This window comes from Serratia sp. 2880STDY5682894 (assembly GCF_001537385.1).
Taxonomy (GTDB): Bacteria; Pseudomonadota; Gammaproteobacteria; order Enterobacterales; family Enterobacteriaceae; genus Serratia; species Serratia nevei.
In genome coordinates this window covers 1-14,619 of sequence record NZ_FCJA01000005.1, presented here as the reverse complement: position 1 = coordinate 14,619, position 14,619 = coordinate 1, and the positions used below count along the sequence as shown (strand labels likewise).

Below are 14,619 nucleotides of genomic sequence, written 5' to 3'. Positions count from 1 at the left end.
CGGCAAGTGAGCTTGCTCTATCCGGTGGAGCCATACAGTACTGCAGTTTTCCCGGTGGGGCCCTGGTGAGGCGCAAGTAGGAAAAGATGGTGTAAGCAGGGCATTTCAGCGTTTTAATACCGCCTGTTTCACTATTTTCTTCTCCCTGTGACGCCTACTATAAGCGCCTCCTCACCCGGCGGAAAAGGGTGAAAACCACCCTTGAAATACATTAACGGAAGTGATATTAGAAGCGGTTAGGGCGAAAGTGCCTAGTTCAGCTTTGAATAATTAAATCAGGGAATTATATTAAAAATGAATATTAATATCACCGACAAACCCAACCCGCAGGATGAAGAGTTCGTTATCGACAGCCTCTGGGCTCACAACCATAAAACCCAGCCCGTAGACATTCACCCACTGTTCCTGACCGTCACCGACGACAACCAGCAGATCGTCGGCGGCCTGGTCGCACGTACCTGGTGGGGCGGCCTGGAAGTGCAGTATCTGTGGGTCGGCGATCGGTGTCGCAAGAGTGGTTACGGCCGCCAATTGATGCAACTGGCCGAAGAAGAAGCCCGCAAGCGCGGTTGCCATATGGCCTATGTCGATACCTTCGATTTCCAGGCCCGGGGCTTCTACGAAAAACTGGGCTACCGGGTCTACGGCGAGCTGGGCGACTACGCGCATCGCCACACCCGCCATTACCTAGCTAAAAGCCTGTAACGCGGCCTGAGCGGCGCAGAGGTAGGTATGGGTTCATCGCATAAAAATAATGAATCTTATTTTAAGGGCCTCATCACCATGATGGAGCACCTGAGCGAGCCCTGGGGCATCAAAGACCAGCTGTCCCGCCACCTTTATATGAATCGCGCCGCTTATCTCTATACCAATACGCCGCTGAATTTCGACGTCGCCGGCAAATATGACCACGAATTCCCCGCCGACTGGGCCGACTCCGCCGCCGACTTTATCGAACATGACAAGATGACCGAAGCGGCGCGCGATCGGGTCACGGTCATAGAAACGCACTTCTGGTACGGCAAAGACAGCCTGACGCCGTTTATCAGCGAAAAGCTGCCGGTGTACAACGATGACAAACAGGTGATTGGCGTGATCTGGAACGCCAAGCCGATGAACAGCCTGTCGCCGCTGAAATACATCAATCAGCAAAAGCCCAGCGTGTTGACCACCGAAGTCAATAACGAGCTGTTCACCCGTGCCGAACTCGATGTCATTTTTCTTATGCTTCAGCGATTTACGGTGAAAGAAATCGCCAAAATCTATAACGTCAGCAATAAGACCATCGAAAACCGCATTTATAACATTTACCAGAAGGCCAACGTGCATACTCAGCAGCAATTTGAGGAGTACTGCAAATACGCCAACCTGGATAACTACATTCCCGATCGCCTGATAACCAAAGGCATTCAGTTTATTTGAACCGCAAGGAAGATCTCACCGTGATAAAGATCGAAGATTATCCGCTCACCCGGGTGCCGCAGGATAAAAGAGTTTCGTTTTTAAGCGTGGCCATCGTGCATATGGGCATGTTGACCGCGCTGGACCAGTTCATGCTCGGCGCCGTGCTCGGCAACTCCATGACGCTGCTTGACGCCTTCACCGCCATTTTCGTCGGCAGCCTGATCTTCGGCGTGGTGACCTACGGCCTGGGGCTGGCGGGCATGCGCGAAGGGATTTCCGGCAGCCTGCTGGCGCGCTGGTGCGGCTTCGGCCGTCTGGGGTCGGTGCTGATCGGCGTGGTGGTGGCCGTCAGCCTGTTGGGTTGGTTCGGCATTCAGAACGCCATTTTCGCCAAGTCGCTCGACTTCGCGCTCGGCAATAAGCTGGGCTTCGGCCTGGCCGCCGGGCTCTCGGGCACGCTGCTGACCATCCTGGTGGCATTCGGCTTCAAAGCGCTGCGCATCGCCGCCCGTATCGCGGTGCCGATGTTCATCATGCTGGTGGCCTATATATCGGTGACCGCACTGACCGGGCATAACCTGCAGGAGATCATCCAGCTGGCGCCGCCGGGTGAACCGCTGACCATCAGCGCCGGCATCACCATCGTCGTCGGCGGCGCCATCGTGGCCAGCCTGATGACGCCCGACCTGACCCGTTACTCCAAAAACGGCAAGCACGTGCTCGGCGTCACGATCTTCACCATCATCGCCGGCGAGTTCGTGGTGAACGGCCTGGCGATCCTGATCGCCAAAACCCTCGGCACCGCCGATGTGGTCACCATCATGTCGCAAGCGGCCGGCGGCGCCGGTTTGCTGGTCGTGGTGTTCTCCACCCTGCGCGTCAACGATCTCAACCTGTATTCCTCTTCGCTGGGCATCGTCAACGCGGTGGAAGGCATCACCGGCAAAAAGCTGAAGTACACCTACACCACCCTGGTGATCGGGATTCTGGGCACCACGCTGTCGGTGCTGGGCATTCTGGACCGCTTTGTCGACTTCCTGACGGTGCTTGGCGTAGTCTTCCCGCCGATTATCGGCATCATGCTGGTGGACTATTATCTGCTGCGCAGCCACCGCAAAATCCTGGACGAGAGCCGCCGCACGGGCCAGCTGCCAAACGAGACGCCAACCATCGGCTGGGCGGCGATCGTCGCCAGCATCGCCGGTGGCGCCGTGGGTCTGGCAACCGAATGGGGCGTACCGACCATCAACTCTCTGGTGGCCGCCAGCCTGCTGTATTGGGTGCTCAAACTGGCCTTCAGCCGGGCGCAAAAACCGCTGGCCTCACAGAAGTCGCTCTGATTTTCGCCCATGAGTTAATGCACTCCTCCGGTGACGGGGGAGTGTTTATGCTCAGGAAAGGTGGGCGTAACGGAAAAGAATGGGCCGATCGCGAGGACAAACGGCCATCGTGGTTAGGGTCCCTGGTGTCGGTAGCAAGCTATCTATTAGGCTCAGAGTGTGGCAGCGCCCCCTCTGAGTTTTTTATTATAAAATCGTTGGCTTCAGTGTTTTGATCATAAAGAAAAACTTCAGCTTGAATGAACAGTAGCTCATGAAATCGGCTTTGGTCAACATAAAAGTACACATAAAATTGGCTTTTGTGTTCACTTTTCCATAAGCAAAAGCTAATCAATTGATTTACACAGTTTTATCATCTTTGCAGGTCACCCCGATCGCCTGCGCTAACATCACTGCGCTAAACGGCTGACAAGAAACAATAATTACCACCAATAATCAGCCGGTTACCTCCCCCTCAGCGCCTTTTTATCTGGACAACGCCGACGCGTAAGATATAGTGAAGCCAGCGTAATGTTTGTAAGGACAGCCGATGAAAACCACCAACGCACAGCGCAAAATCAACATCATTAAAAATATTGAATATCTGATGCGTACCCGCGGTGAAACCAAGGCTTCCTTTTCCAACCGCAGCGGCCTGACGCGCACGACTCTCTACAAAATTCTTGACGGAAGAGTGAACAACGTTCAGCAATCCACCGTGAATCGGATTTCCGATTTCTTCGGGGTCTCCTGTGAAGAGATCGAAGACTACGATCTGGAAAAACTGGAGCTGCTCAACGAAACGCTGTCCACCGAGGGCAACAAGAACCCTTCCGCCATCCCGGTGATCCCGCAGTCGCGCTATCTGGCCGTCTCGCAGCGCAAGATCGGGCAGCTGGTCACCGAGTTTCCTCTGACTTATTTCTTCGGCGATGAGTCGAACATGTTGGCAATGAAAATAGAGACCGAAATTAAAGGGTCATTTATTCCCGGCGAAGTCATCATCATCAAACGCCCGCCGGTACTGATTTGCGATTCACCTTTGCTGTATCACTCGGGAAAAAGCGGCTTCTTTGTGGTTGACGACAAAGACAGCGAAAGCATGGACAAACGCCCTCAGGACACCGTGCAATTCCTGGGTTATATCGTTGGAGAAAGGTTATAAATGGAACCGAATCAGAAGTTCAAGCTGTTGGGCTTCACCCGACATGGCACCATCGCGGCCAATGTCATGGTATTGGCCACCGGCAAAACCATTACCATGGGGCTGAATGAGCTGGCCGACAGCGAAATATCAGAAGATCTGAGCCGGCACGAGCTGCAGGCGCTGTACCGCAAACTCTATGGCGACAACAAACAAAAAACCGCCTACGAGCTCAGCGATCGCCACGAACGCTCCTGGTACGCCTACCTGATTATTACCGTGGCGCTCAGCGTGATTTATATTTTCTCAACGCTGTGCGGCGTCAAGCCGATCCAAATCCCGGTGCTGAATCTCATCACGCCGCCGGCGATCTTCATCTACCCGCTCACGTTCATTCTGGTGGACATCCTCAACGAATTCTATGGATTACGGCTGGCCCGGCGCACGATTATCATCTCGTTTATCGCCAACCTGACCTTCGTCCTGGGGGTCTGGGTAACGACGCTGGTGCCGAGCATTCCGCAGTGGGAGTACAGCGAGACCTACAACGGCATCGTGCACAGCATCATGGCGGTGCTGGTGGCCTCGTCGGCGGCCTATCTGATCTCCGAGAACGTCAACTCCTACCTGCTTTGCAAAATCAAAGAGTTGACCAACTCCCGCTACCTGTTTGTGCGCGTGATCACCAGTACCGTTGTGGCTTCGGCCATCGACAGCGTGGTGTTCTGTACGCTGGCGTTCTACAACGTGCTGAGCTGGGACATCATCAAAACCATGATCCTGTCGCAGTTCCTGATCAAGGTGGTTTACGCCCTGCTGGGCGTCGGGCCAATCTACGCCACCCGCAGTCTGTTTAACCGCTACATCAATACCGAACAAGCAAAGGGCAATGAATATGCATATCCAAAAGCAAGATAAGATCACCCATCTTGGCGCGAACTCCGATTATCCGGATCAATATGCTCCCGCATTGCTCGAAGCCTTGCCGCGTGCGCGCGGCCGCGATCTGATCGGCGTGGACGAGCGGCAGCTGCCGTTCAGCGGCTTTGATCTGTGGACCGCCTTCGAGCTGTCCTGGCTCAACGCCAAGGGCAAGCCGGTGGTGGGCATCGGCGAATTTACCTTCCCGCATTCCTCGTCGAACCTGATCGAGTCCAAATCGTTCAAGCTGTATCTCAATAGCTTCAACCAAACGCGCTTTGACAGCGTGGAACAGGTGAGCGCCGCCATGCAGAAAGATCTGTCGCAGGCGGCCAACGGCCAGGTCACCGTCAAGCTCTATCCGGGGCTGGAAGGTTACCCGGCGCAGATCGACTGCCTGCCGGGCATCAACATCGACGATCTGGATATCGCGGTCGACGACTTCGCCTTCAAACCGGAATATCTGAGCGGCGCGGCCGAGAGAGGGGAACCGGTGTCGGAGACGCTGTCTTCCAACCTGCTGAAATCCAACTGCCTGGTCACCAACCAGCCGGACTGGGGCAGCGTCGTGATCCGCTATGAAGGCCGCAAAATCGACCGCGAAAGCCTGCTGCGCTACCTGATCTCCTTCCGCCAGCACAACGAATTCCACGAGCAGTGCGTCGAGCGTATTTTCAACGACATCAAGCAGAGCTGCCGTCCGGAAAAACTCAGCGTATTCGCGCGCTACACCCGCCGCGGCGGCCTGGATATCAACCCCTTCCGCAGCGATTTCGAAACGGCGCCGGCGCTCGGCCGCCTGATCAGACAGTAAGCGTTATCCCCGCAGTGCTCCCGCCAGGGAGCATTGTTTCCCTCGCTTTCATCTCCCTGTTATTTTTCGCCATTATCGTCGTCAGCGGCTATCTTCAAAGCACACTGACGGAGATTAACGACGCATGCCTGACCTTTCACGCAGAGACATCCTGCGGGCTGCCGCCATCGGATCGGCGTTCTCGCTGTTGCCCGCCTCGATTCGCAAAGCGCTGGCCATTCCCGCCAACAACCGCACCGGCACCCTGCGCGACGTCGAACACGTGGTGATCCTGATGCAGGAGAACCGCTCTTTCGACCACTACTTCGGCACCCTGCCGGGCGTGCGCGGCTTCAGCGATCGTTTTACCATTCCCTTGCCCGGCGATCGCCATGTCTGGCAACAGCAGGGCGCCGAGCGGTTGGTACTGCCCTACCACCTGGACAGCAAACGCGGCAACGCCCAGCGCGTCACCGGCACGCCGCATTCGTGGGTGGATGAGCAAGCCGCCTGGGATCACGGCCGCATGAGCGCCTGGCCCACCTACAAAACGCCGGCTTCAATGGGCTACTACCGCCAGCATGAGCTGCCGTTCCAGTTCGCGCTGGCCAACGCCTTTACCCTGTGCGACGCCTATCACTGCGCTATTCACGCCGGCACCAACACCAACCGGCTGTTCCACTGGACCGGCACCAACGGCCCGTCCGCCGCCGACGTGGCGGTGGTGGTCAACGAATGGGACAGCCCCGGCCCGGCGGAGATCGGCTACCAGTGGACAACCTATCCGGAACGGCTGGAGGCGAGCGGCGTCAGCTGGAAGGTGTATCAATTCCTGCCGGACAACTTTACCGACAACCCGTTGGCGGGCTTCCGCCAGTACCGCGCCGCCAGCATTCAGGTGGGCAATCCGGCGCGGCCGCCGAAAGACTTCAACGCCTTCGTGCCCTATCGCGATGCGCTCAACGAGGCCGCACCGCTGTACAAAGGCAACGGCAACACCCTGCCGGCCGCCGACGGCAACGATCTGGACGCCATGCTGGCCGGGTTCCGCTCCGACATACAGCAGGGCAAACTGCCGCAGGTCAGCTGGATCATCGCGCCGGCGGCCTATTCGGAACACCCCGATCCCTCCAGCCCGGTGCAGGGCGGCTGGTTCACCCAAGAGATCCTCAACGCGCTGACCGACAACCCAGAGGTGTGGAGTAAAACCGTCCTGCTGGTCAACTACGACGAAAACGACGGCTTTTTTGACCATATGCCTTCGCCTTCCGCGCCGTCGCTGCGCGAGGACGGCAGCTTCGCCGGTAAATCGACGGTGCCGTTCGACACCGAGATCTTCCAGCACGTGGCGCCGCCCGGTTCGCAGGATCAACCGCCGCCGGACGGCCGCATTTACGGCCCCGGCCCGCGGGTGCCGATGCTGGTGCTGTCGCCCTGGAGCCGCGGCGGCTGGGTCAATTCGCAGGTCTTCGATCACACCTCGGTGCTGCAATTCCTGGAAAAGCGCTTTCAGGTGCATGAACCCAACATCAGCGCCTGGCGCCGCGCCGTGTGCGGCGATCTCACCTCGGCGTTCAACTTCGTCGACCCTAACGGCGAAGCGCTGCCGAGCCTGCCCGCCACCAGCCGCCACGCCGCCGATGGCCTGCGCCAGCGCCAGGAACAGCTGCCGCAGGTACCGCTGCCATCGCCTGTCCACCAGCGTTTGCCCCACCAACGCCGCCTGGCGCGCCCTTCCCGCGCGCTGCCCTACCAGCTGCACGTCGAGGCCACCGTCGCGGCCGAACAGCGCCGCGTGACGCTGAACCTGTTCAATACCGGCGAGCAGGGCGCGGTGTTTCACGTCTACGATCGGCGAGATCTAGCGCAGATCCCGCGCCGTTTTACCGTCGAGGCGGGCAAGGCGGTCAGCGACGACTGGCAGACGGAGGATGAGTACCATCTGTGGCTGCTCGGCCCCAACGGCTTTCATCGTGAACTGCGCGGCGCCCTGAACCGGCCGCAGCCGGAGGTGCGTTTGCGCCCGACGGGCCGCAGCCTGCAGCTGCAGCTGAACAATCCGGGCACCGAAGCGATAGCGGTTACCCTCGAACGCTGCCCCTATACGCAGCAGGGCCCGTGGCACATCACGCTGCCGGCAGGCGGCAGCCACCAGCAAAGCTTTGATGCCCACGCCAGCGGCGGTTGGTATGACCTTACGCTGCAAAGCCCGGGAGGTTGGCTACGCCGCCTGGCGGGCCGGTTGGAGGATGGCGAGCACAGCGTCAGCGACCCGCTGATGGGCCAGGAGTAAAGCGTTGTAGATTGAAATCGCGGAAATTAAACCGCCAGCCTCTTTTTTGTGGCGCCCACAGACGTCGGTTCTCCCGCGGTGGGCGCATTCTCAAAACCTTCTCCCTGCCCCACCCCCGCTATTTTTTTGATCTCGCTCACGGTCGGATATTATTTCATTGCCTTGCTAAACCGGTTCTTCTATTTTAGCCACCCATCTGACAAGGCTAATAACAGGGATTAAGCATGATAAATCGCGTATGGGTACTGGGCGACGCCGTGATCGACCTGGTGCCGGAAAATGCCAACGGTTATCTCAAATGCCCCGGCGGCGCGCCGGCTAACGTGGCGGTGGGGATCGCCCGGCTTGGTGGCGACAGCGCCTTTATCGGGCGGGTGGGGCAAGACGGCTTCGGTGCCTTTCTGCAGCAGGTGCTGAGCGATGAAGGGGTGGATATCGGCCATATGCGGCCAGACCCCGAACACCACACCTCCACGGTCGTGGTGGATCTCGATCTGCAGGGTGAGCGCTCATTCACGTTTATGGTGCAGCCCAGTGCCGATCTGTTTTTGCAGCCTGACGATCTGCCGGATTTCCAACGGGGGGAATGGCTGCACCTCTGCTCCATCGCGCTCTCGCAGGAACCCAGCCGCAGCGCGGCCTTTGCCGCGATGGAACGCATCCGGGCGGCCGGTGGCCGGGTCAGTTTCGATCCCAACATCCGCGAAGAGGTCTGGCGCCAGCCGGAAGCGCTGCGCCCCTGCCTGCAAAAGGCGCTGCTGCTGGCGGACGTGGTGAAACTGTCGCGCGAAGAGCTGGCTTTCATCAGCCATCTTGACGATCTGGAGAACGCCATTCGCTGGATGATGCAAACCTATCCGCTGCGCCTGCTGCTGGTGACGCTGGGCGGCGACGGCGTCTATGTGCATGACGGCCAACGGCTGCGTCATTTCCGCGCGGCGCCTGTCGTTCCGGTCGATACCACCGGCGCCGGCGATGCCTTCGTCGCCGGGCTGTTAGCGGCGCTGGCACGCCTTCACGAATTGCCGCAGGAAGCGCAGTGGCCGGCGGTTATCGCCCAGGCGCAGGCCTGCGGCGCGCTGGCCACCACCGCCAAAGGGGCCATGACCGCCCTGCCCCACGCCGACGAGCTGGCGGCTTTCCTCCGTTGATCCTCTGCATCCACGGCGATCCTCAGGTTCGCCGTGGTCTTTTGCCCACGATTTGCGCGCTCGATCACAATAGCTGAATCGGGTTAGCTAACTGAGTTGCCAGCTCGCCTCCCTCTCGTTATCTTTCGCCTTGAAAAACCGGCTTAGCAATTTAGCAAACAATAATAACAACCCTTACCCGGATGATAGACGATGATGAAAAAACTCAGCTATTTGGCGATAACAACAGGGCTTTTCCTCTCCGCTTCCAGCGCAGCGGCATCGGGCAGCGGCGGCATCGAGGCGCGCCTCAACGCCCTGGAACAACGTCTGGCGCAGGCGGAACGGCGCGCCGCACAGGCTGAAACCCGCGCGACGGCGGCGGAACGCCGGGCGCAACAGCTGGAACAACGCACCGCCAACACCGAACGGCAAACCGCGCAGATTGCGCAGCATGCCGCTACGCCGATTGCCCCGGCCAGCGCACTGAAACTGAACGGCTTCAACGATCTGAAGCTGTACGGCGACGTGGAGTTCAACCTGGACGGCGCCAGCCGCAGCGGCCAACTGACGTCGCTGAAAGGCAGCGACCACAAGGACTGGAAGCCCGGCAACAAAGAGCGTTGGGATATCAACGGTCGCATTCTGGTCGGGCTGGACGGCTACCGCCGCAATCAGGACGGCAACTTCTCCGGCTTCAGCGTGCAGCCGCTGGCGGACATGACCGGCAAAATGAACCTGGACGACGCCGCCTTCTTCTTCGGCAATGAAAAGAACTGGCAAACCAAAATCGGCCGCTTTGAAGCCTACGACATGTTCCCACTGAATCAGGACACCTTCATTCAATACTCCGGCAATACCGCCAACGATTTGTACGCCGACGGCTTCGGCTATATCTACATGATGAAAGAAGGCCGCGGCCGCAGCAGCAGCGGCGGCAACCTGATGTTGAGCAAATACGCCGGTGATGTCTATTTCGAGCTGAACACGCTGGTGGAGGACGGCACTTCGCTGTTCCAAGACAGCAGCTACCACGGCAACGCCCTGGACAATAAGAAAAACGTCGCCTATTTGCGCCCGGTGATCGCCTGGAAAAAAGACGCCTTCAGCATCGCGGCGGCAATGGAAAGCAACGTGGTGAATAACGCCTACGGCTATCAGGACAGCCAGGGCCGCTTCGTCGATCAGTCCAAGCGCAACGGCTACGGCATGACGATGAGCTGGAACAACAGCGCCGCCGATCCGGACAACGGCGTGGTGGCCAACCTGAGCACCGCCTATCTGGATGCGTCAGGCGAGCAAGACTTCACTGCCGGCGTGAACGTGCTGTGGCGGCGCTTCGAACTGGGTTATATCTATGCCCATAACAATATCAAAGAGTTCAATACCGCCGGGATCGCCGCCGATATCCACAACCCGCTCAGCGAACCGGGCAACTACGACATCCACACCGTTCATGCGTCGTATCAGATACCTAACATTATGAATATGAAGAATTTCAATTTGTATTTGGGGGCCTATGTCTCGCTGCTGGAAGCCAACGCCGACAACAAGATAGCCAACGGCGACAACGACCAACGTTACGGCATGCGCGCCAGATTCAAGTATTTCTTCTGACATCGATTCACGTCGCTGCGCCGCAAACTGCGCAGCGGCATTTTTATTTAGCAAGGGGACAACATGGACATTACCGCAACCGCCAACGCGCTGTTGCCACTGCTCGGCGGTAAAGAGAATATCGCCAGCGCCGCCCACTGCGCCACGCGCCTGCGCCTGGTACTGGTGGACGACAGCAAAGTGGATAAAGAGGCCATCGGCAAACTGGACGGCGTCAAAGGCTGCTTCAGCAACGCCGGTCAGATCCAGGTGATCTTCGGCACCGGGCTGGTCAACAAGGTGCATGCGGAATTCATCAAGGCGGCGGGCGTCAGCGAATCCAGCAAGGCCGAAGCCGCCGATATTGCGGCGAAAAAGCTCAACCCGCTGCAGCGCATCGCCCGCCTGCTGTCGAACATCTTCGTGCCGATCATCCCGGCGATCGTCGCGTCCGGCCTGTTGATGGGGCTGCTCGGCATGGTGAAAACCTATGGCTGGGCCGATGCCAACAGCGCGCTGTTTATCATGCTGGATATGTTCAGCTCGGCGGCGTTCATTATCCTGCCGATTCTGATCGGCTTCACCGCCGCACGCGAATTCGGTGGCAACCCCTACCTGGGCGCCACGCTCGGCGGCATTCTGACGCATCCGGCGCTGACCAACGCCTGGGGCGTCGCCGGAGGGTTCCACACCATGAACTTCTTCGGTCTGGACATCGCCATGATCGGCTATCAGGGCACCGTGTTCCCGGTGCTGCTGACGGTGTGGTTCATGAGCGTGCTGGAAAAGCGGCTGCGCAAGGTGATCCCCAACGCGCTCGATCTGATCCTGACGCCGTTCCTGACGGTGGTCATCTCAGGCTTTGTCGCCCTGCTGTTTATCGGCCCCGCCGGCCGGGCGCTGGGCGACGGCATCTCCTTCGTGCTCAGCACGCTGATTGCCCATGCGGGGTGGTTCGCCGGGCTGCTGTTCGGCGGCCTCTATTCCGCTATCGTCATCACCGGCATTCACCACAGTTTCCATGCGGTAGAGGCCGGGCTGCTCGGCAACCCCAATATCGGCGTCAACTTCCTGCTGCCGATCTGGTCGATGGCCAACATCGCTCAGGGCGGCGCCTGCCTGGCGGTGTATTTCAAAACCCGCGACGCCAAAATCAAAGCCATCGCGGTGCCTTCGGCCTTTTCCGCCATGCTCGGCATCACCGAGGCGGCGCTGTTCGGTATCAACCTGCGCTTCGTGAAGCCTTTCCTGGCGGCGCTGGCGGGCGGCGCGCTCGGCGGCGCCTGGGTGGTGGCCAACCATGTCGGCATGAACGCGGTCGGACTGACGGCGATCCCCGGCATGGCGATCGTGCAGGCCAGTTCGCTGGTCAGCTATATCCTCGGCCTGGCAATCGCTTTTGGCAGCGCCTTCGTGCTCTCCCTGCTGCTGAAATACAACACGGACGCGCAATGATGGAAGAACTCAGCTTAATCAAACAGGCACTGCGGGCGGTCATGAACGGCCAGCCACTCGCGCTGCGCGATCCGCACCGCCCGGCCTGGCATCTGGCGCCCAGCGTTGGCTTGCTGAACGATCCTAACGGCTTTATCCAGCACAACGGCGTTTATCACCTGTTCTATCAGTGGAATCCGCTGGGCTGCGATCATCGCAACAAGTGCTGGGGACACTGGCAGTCGATCGATTTAGTGCATTGGGAACATCAGCCGCTCGCCCTGGCACCGGGCGCCTGTTACGACAGCCACGGCTGTTACTCCGGCTCGGCGGTGGTGGCGGAAGACAAAATCACGCTGATCTATACCGGCAATGTGAAATTCCCCGACGGCTCACGCACCGCTTACCAATGCCTGGCTCAGGAAAGCGATCGGGCCGAATACCGCAAACTCGGGCCGGTGCTGCCGCTGCCGGAGGGCTACAGCGGCCACGTACGCGATCCGAAAGTGTGGCGTCATCAGGATGCCTGGTACATGGTGCTCGGCGCGCGTGACTTGCAGGATCGCGGCAAGGTGTTGCTGCTGCGTTCCAGCGATCTGCGCGACTGGCAAGCGCTGGGAGAGATCGCCGGTTCCGGCCTGAACGACCTGGGCGAATTCGGCTACATGTGGGAGTGCCCGGATCTGTTCTCGCTGGACGGCGGCGACGTGTTGATCTGCTGCCCGCAGGGGCTGGCGCCGCAGCCGGAACGCTACCTCAACCGTTATCAGGCCGGTTATCTGCTCGGCAAGCTGGATTATCGGCAGGTGGCCTTCAGCCACGGCGAATTTCACGAGCTGGACGCCGGCTTCGAGTTCTACGCGCCCCAGACAACGCTGGCGGAAGATGGCCGCCGCCTGCTGTTCGCCTGGATGGGCGTGCCCGAGCAAGATGAAGAAGCCCATCCGACGCGCCGTTATGGCTGGATCCATACCATGACCTGCCCACGCGAGCTGTCGCTGCGGCATGGCCGCCTCCACCAGCGCCCGGCGCGCGAGTTGCAACAGCTGCGCGGCGAGCGAGAAGACTGGCGAGGCCGCGCCGATGACGCCCCCGCCTATGCGCTGGGCGCCGCGGAGCTGCAGCTGACGCCGCAGGGCGCGTTCAGCGCCGCCTTTGGCGACGCGATGACGCTGAGCTGGGACGGCGAGCGGCTGCAGCTGACGCGCGCCTCTCTGGCCGACGGCCGGCCGGAGCACCGTTACTGGCGCGGCCCGGTCACGCATCTGCAGCTGCTGTTCGATCGCTCCAGCGTGGAAATCTTCATCAACCACGGCGAGGCGGTGATGAGCGCGCGCTACTTCCCGGCAGGTGAACCGCAACTGCGGCTGAACGGGAGCGCAGCGCTGGCGTTGGAATACTGGCCGCTGACGCCATGCATGCTAGAATGACGCATCCTCCGATGACTTCAGATGGCGTCAGTGAAAAAAAATAAACGCATTACCATCAGTGACATCGCCACGCTGGCCGGGGTGTCGAAATCGACCGCCAGCCTGGTGCTGAACGGCCGCAGCAAGGAATACCGGGTGTCCGACGACACCCGCGATCGCATTCTGGCGCTGGCGCACGAACACCATTATCAGCCCAGCATCCACGCCCGCTCTTTGCGCTCCAACCGCAGCCACACGCTGGGGCTGGTGGTACCGGAGATGACCAACTACGGCTTTGCGGTGATCTCGCGCGAGCTGGAAACGCTGTGCCGCGAAGCCGGTCTGCAGCTGTTGATCGCCTGCACCGATGAAAACCCGGCGCAGGAGATGATGGCGGTGAACAGTCTGGTGCAACGGCAGGTCGACGGCCTGATCGTCGCCTCCAGCCAGCTGAACGACGCGGAATACCAGAAGATCAACGTCGGGCTGCCGGTGGTGCAGATGGACCGCCTGATCGCCGGTTCCGAGCTGCCGCTGGTGATCACCGATTCGGTTAATGCGACCGCCGACCTGGTGGAAAAGGTCGCGCGCCAACATCCGGATGAGATCTATTTTCTCGGCGGGCAGCCGCGCATTTCACCGACCCGCGATCGGCTGGCCGGCTTCCAGCTTGGCCTGGAGCGCGCCGGCGTAACGTGCAAACCGGAATGGATCATCAACGGCAGCTACCACCCCAGCTCAGGTTACGAGATGTTCGCTCAGCTGTGCGCACAGCTGGGGCGTCCGCCCAAAGCGCTGTTCACCGCCGCCTGTGGCCTGCTGGAAGGGGTGTTGCGTTATCTGACGCAGCATCAGCTGATGGAGAGCGACATCCACCTGTGCAGCTTCGACGATCACTACCTGTTCGATTGCATGACGCTGAAGATAGACACGGTCGCGCAAGACTGCCGGGCGCTGGCGCAGCATAGCTTCGACCAGGTTACCGCGCTCATCGACGAGCGGCCGCTGGAACAGCATGCGCTTTATCTGCCGGGCCGCATCCACTGGCGTCATGCCGGTTCCCGGGCGTTGTTGGCCGGGGAGTGATATTTCTGAATCAATAAATATCCTCCGGCATAGCCGGAGGTTTTTCATATGCGCCTGTAAGGCTCTCTTACCAGCCGCGCCCTAACAGGC

12 protein-coding genes are annotated in these 14,619 nt (G+C 59.7%); all 12 read left to right on the top strand.

Going from position 1 to position 14,619, the window contains the following annotated elements:
• Window positions 1-294 precede the first annotated feature (294 nt).
• The 12 genes from AWX27_RS12740 (at window position 295) to AWX27_RS12685 (ending at window position 14,529) form a co-directional block, all read left to right on the top strand.
• On the top strand, window positions 295-705 hold the full coding sequence (locus AWX27_RS12740; protein ID WP_060422598.1) for a GNAT family N-acetyltransferase: 411 nt from the start codon (window positions 295-297) through the stop codon (window positions 703-705).
• 27 nt (window positions 706-732) lie between these two features.
• On the top strand, window positions 733-1,422 hold the full coding sequence (locus tag AWX27_RS12735) for a helix-turn-helix transcriptional regulator (RefSeq protein WP_060422595.1): 690 nt from the start codon (window positions 733-735) through the stop codon (window positions 1,420-1,422).
• Window positions 1,423-1,442: 20 nt separating this feature from the next.
• Window positions 1,443-2,744 (top strand): cytosine permease, encoded by a 1,302-nt coding sequence (locus AWX27_RS12730; protein WP_049198549.1) that lies wholly within the window; start codon window positions 1,443-1,445, stop codon window positions 2,742-2,744.
• Between the two features lie 529 nt (window positions 2,745-3,273).
• Window positions 3,274-3,888, top strand: a complete 615-nt coding sequence (locus AWX27_RS12725) for a helix-turn-helix domain-containing protein (RefSeq protein ID WP_004937341.1) — start codon at window positions 3,274-3,276, stop codon at window positions 3,886-3,888.
• A complete protein-coding gene (locus AWX27_RS12720; protein WP_019453032.1) occupies window positions 3,889-4,785 on the top strand; it encodes a queuosine precursor transporter in 897 nt (298 codons plus the stop codon). It abuts the gene before it with no gap.
• A complete protein-coding gene (gene queF / locus AWX27_RS12715) occupies window positions 4,763-5,602 on the top strand; it encodes an NADPH-dependent 7-cyano-7-deazaguanine reductase QueF (protein WP_060423095.1) in 840 nt (279 codons plus the stop codon). Before AWX27_RS12720 ends, queF begins: the two co-directional genes overlap by 23 nt.
• 124 nt (window positions 5,603-5,726) lie before the next feature.
• Window positions 5,727-7,874, top strand: coding sequence for a phosphocholine-specific phospholipase C (locus AWX27_RS12710; RefSeq protein WP_060422592.1), 2,148 nt, complete (start codon window positions 5,727-5,729; stop codon window positions 7,872-7,874).
• A gap of 224 nt (window positions 7,875-8,098) precedes the next feature.
• Window positions 8,099-9,025 carry an aminoimidazole riboside kinase gene (locus AWX27_RS12705; RefSeq protein ID WP_038879399.1) on the top strand — a complete coding sequence of 309 codons (927 nt, stop codon included), beginning with the start codon at window positions 8,099-8,101 and terminating at the stop codon, window positions 9,023-9,025.
• Between the two features lie 195 nt (window positions 9,026-9,220).
• Window positions 9,221-10,621: a carbohydrate porin gene (locus AWX27_RS12700; RefSeq protein ID WP_060423093.1), complete on the top strand. Its 1,401-nt coding sequence runs from the start codon at window positions 9,221-9,223 to the stop codon at window positions 10,619-10,621.
• 63 nt (window positions 10,622-10,684) lie between these two features.
• A complete protein-coding gene (locus tag AWX27_RS12695; protein ID WP_060422588.1) occupies window positions 10,685-12,055 on the top strand; it encodes a sucrose-specific PTS transporter subunit IIBC in 1,371 nt (456 codons plus the stop codon).
• A complete protein-coding gene (locus tag AWX27_RS12690; protein ID WP_060423091.1) occupies window positions 12,055-13,464 on the top strand; it encodes a sucrose-6-phosphate hydrolase in 1,410 nt (469 codons plus the stop codon). The genes AWX27_RS12695 and AWX27_RS12690 overlap by 1 nt, the downstream gene beginning before the upstream one ends.
• Before the next feature lie 21 nt (window positions 13,465-13,485).
• The gene (locus AWX27_RS12685) at window positions 13,486-14,529 is read left to right on the top strand and encodes a LacI family DNA-binding transcriptional regulator (RefSeq protein ID WP_060422585.1); all 1,044 of its coding nucleotides are present in this window, start codon (window positions 13,486-13,488) and stop codon (window positions 14,527-14,529) included.
• The last annotated feature ends 90 nt before the right edge of the window (window positions 14,530-14,619 follow it).